The sequence below is a fragment of the Brevinema andersonii genome, from assembly GCF_900112165.1.
GTDB classification, from domain to species: domain Bacteria; phylum Spirochaetota; class Brevinematia; order Brevinematales; family Brevinemataceae; genus Brevinema; species Brevinema andersonii.
Genome location: NZ_FOKY01000032.1, coordinates 1 through 3799, shown reverse-complemented (window position 1 = coordinate 3799; position 3799 = coordinate 1). Strand labels below are relative to the sequence as shown.

Below are 3799 nucleotides of genomic sequence, written 5' to 3'. Positions count from 1 at the left end.
ATATCTTTGATTTGGATGCTTATATTTTATTTAAATAGTTTCAGAGGAGGGATTCATGCCTGCAAACAGTAAAAAAATAGGGCGTATTGCACTGCAAATTCAATGATACTGCATTTCATAAATACCTCCTGGCTCATCAAAAAATATTATAACTTAATTTCTCTCAAAATCAATACCATAAGCTAATTCACACTATATTTGCTTACAAAAATTAAATTTTCATAAAAAATGACGAGTATAAAAGCTAATTTTAATGGTTTTTAACAATAAATACTGTTGATATTCCTTGGAATATATAAATTGATGCTATTCTAAAAATAGAAATATCTTATTCTTATTTTACAGATATTAAAAATTATTAAATAAAATATACCTTGACTCTGAATCCATTTACACACTATAATAAAGAACAATTTTCATGTCGGTTTTAGGAGGAATATTTCATGAAAAAATTAACTTTTATTTTTCTTATTCTTGTTTCATGTGGAGAAAAAAAATTTCAATTATCTCTCATCCACATCAATGATACTCATGCAAAACATCTACCTTATATTCGTACCAACAAAAATACCAAAGAAGTGCACACCAACGGTGGAAAAGCTCAATTATCATCGCTGATCAAAAAACTGCGCAAAAAACAACCAAATGTCTTGGTTCTGCATGGGGGAGATGCAGTAACAGGTTCGGTGTATAGTTTGGTTTATAAAGGCGAGGAATCTTCGGATCTAATGAATATGATAGGTTTTGATGCTGCTGTGCCGGGAAATCATGAATTTGATTTTGGATTGGATCAAGCATATAAAATGCTGGCTATGAGAAATTTTCCAACAGTAAGCGCAAATGTTTTCGAAACTGATACTGGTCTGCCAGTGACACACCCTTATTTTACCACAAATATCAGCGGCCGCGAAATTGCTGTGATCGGCATTTTAACCAAAGACGAAGTATATTCCGAAAAAAATGGCACTCCGGGCTATATCACTATTGAAGATGAGATAGAAAGTATAAAAAATTTGCTGGATACCGATAAAGAATTAGCAAAAAAAGATCATCTTATTTTGCTTTCACATTCCGGATACGAAAAAGATGTAGAAATAGCCGAAGCATTTCCGGACCGTTTTGACGTGATCGTAGGAGGTCATTCTCACACACCTTTGGAACAGCCGGTCAAAGTCGGAAAAACTTTAATCGTCCAAACCGATAGTAATATCAAAAATCTTGGAAAATTAGACCTTACTTATTTTAATAATCAGTTGATCAGTTATCAATATGAATTTATTCCCGTAAAAAATATCGAGACTGATAAGGAAATTGTAAAATATCTTGAAAATAAACAAGCTCTAGTAGATGAAGAAATGGGAGAAATTATCGGTACTATCAACGGTGATTTAACAGATGAAAATATTCGTCTTGGATCTACTCAATTAGGTAATTATATTGCTGATTCGCTTCTAGAAATATATGCCGATCAAAATGCAGATATGATACTTGTCAATTCCGGAAGTGTACGTGCGCCTTTATTGCAAGGAAATCTCACTATAGGAACATTATTCGAATTTCATCCCTTCGATAACACAGCTGTTTATTTCGAAGTCACCGGAGCTGATCTGCAGAAAATTATCGAAGTTTCAGCAACTTCAAATTATGGCAAGGGCGGCTTTCTTCAATTGTCAAAAGGCACTTTCGTTACGGTTAATCCAGACAAAACTATCAAAGAGATCATAGTAAAAAATCAGCCTTTAAATCCAGAAAAAGTTTATAATATTATTATTAATGATTGGCTTTATGGTGGTGGCGACGGTTATACAATGATTGCCGAAAAATCTAAAAATGTACGCCTAATAGGTTCAGATTTTAGAGACATGCTCATACAAAAAATAAAAAAAGATCAGAATATCGACGTAAAGGAATTGGATAAAAAACCTAGATGGAATTTTCTTTAAATAGTTGTTTCTACTTACATTATAGTGTACAGAAAATGATCTGTACACTATTTAATTCTAATTAACAAGAAAATTTCCTTATTTTTTTAGCAATAGTTAGACTATTCTTGATATATAAATATTTCAATCTTTCTTAAGCTTAGTCATATCTTTGCAATCTATCAATTATTTCCATTAGCTCAATTTTTCACTTGCAAAAAGTAGATTTTTATGATATAATTATTCCTCAATAGTGTATTTTGTATTGATTCCATAAATAGTACACCATTTTAATATTCTATAAGAATTAATTACTAAAGGATATCAAATGCTCATTTCTTTTCCCGTTAAATCCGCATTAAAAATCATTATCCTCTACTTTGGTCTTTTATTTATACTTGGATTTTGTATGTTTTTGGGGATAGGACAATATGGTCATCGATTTTCCTATTCTTTTTGGTATGTAGGAATACCTATTATTTTATTTTTCTCTTTTGCTTCTTGGCAGGCCTGGAACATCTATCCCGATTTACCTTTCAAACAAAAATTATTCTATCTTTTTACTACCATTACTATTTTATTATTGCCGCTAGGAGATCTATTTATTATAATATTCATTCCTGCTCTTATTTTATATTTTTTTATTGTCTCCCCTAAAAAACTGTTAACTGACGATAAAATTTCCTTAATATGGCTTCTTTTTATTTTTGTAGCACTCATAGGATCCTTTTTTGCCGAATACTCAAAAGCATCAGCTTTTGCTATGCTTATAGCATTACTAGGTTACGGATTCCTTTTTAATATAGGAAGAAGCATTGATTTTCCAAAAGAATATACAGAATTTTATACTACAATTTTTTGCGGCATTGTACCTATAACAATATGTTTTGGAATATTTCATTTATTTCTTGGAAGAAATTTATTTTTATTAGGCATTTTCATTCCTTCTCATGGATCTCCAGGATTAGCCTCTCTGCTAAGCGAATGGCCTGCAAATGTCGCCGGATTTTTAGTTATCGCATTTGTTATAGTCTTTGGATTATTTTTAAATGCCTCCAATAATAAACAACCCTTCAAAAGCATAATATTTTCTATTGTTTTGCTTATTATTTTTATTGGACTTCTTCTGACAGAAAATAGAGGTGTTTTTCTATTTTTTATTGGAATGGGATTGCTCTTTCTTATTTTTTACCCATGGCAGGTATTTCGGAAAATACGATTTTTTATTCTTTTAATTCCTTTTTTGCTGATGCCTTTACTGACACAATATTCAGACAAGTGGAAAGATACTTTGGAAAACCCTTTACAACAATATACGATAGCTGACCGTATCAATCAAATACAGTTTGGATTTTCCTTATTAAAGGATAAGGTATTATGGCATGGCATAGGGCTTTTCAATTTTCGATTTGCCTACAAATACTACCTTGAAAAATCAAAAAGCAAATTACCTGAAGTTGAATTTCTTCATAATGTTTATCTTTCTGTTTTAGTCGAAACCGGTATTTTAGGATTTATTTTATTTATGATAGCCTTATTGTATCTATTCACTCAGTATGCAAAATATAGACACCAACTACCAGCATATACCGCCATGTTGTTCCTTGGAGGGCTTGCTTTTTATAATATTACTGACAATTGGCTTTATATACTAAAATTTAGTATTTTACTTTTTTTATTTTTAGGATATTGCTATCCCAACATACATAAGGAAAAATAAGTGAAAAAATTTTATTACCATATTTTGTTATATAAATGGATTTATTTTATTTCTTTTATAGGTGTCATATAACATTTAGTTTTGCAGTTTTTGAAAATAAAAATTAAAATTTGTCAAGTTTTTTTATACTATTGTTTTCAGGGGAAGGAAGTAGAAA

General features: G+C 30.5%; 2 protein-coding genes. Both read left to right on the top strand.

From position 1 onward, the window contains the following. Positions 1-443 precede the first annotated feature (443 nt). Entirely contained in the window at positions 444-1943 is a 1500-nt protein-coding gene (locus BM018_RS07430) for a bifunctional metallophosphatase/5'-nucleotidase (protein WP_092320168.1), read from the top strand. Positions 1944-2331: 388 nt separating this feature from the next. Then, positions 2332-3642 carry an O-antigen ligase family protein gene (locus tag BM018_RS07425; RefSeq protein WP_159428244.1) on the top strand — a complete coding sequence of 437 codons (1311 nt, stop codon included), beginning with the start codon at positions 2332-2334 and terminating at the stop codon, positions 3640-3642. Positions 3643-3799 lie beyond the last annotated feature (157 nt).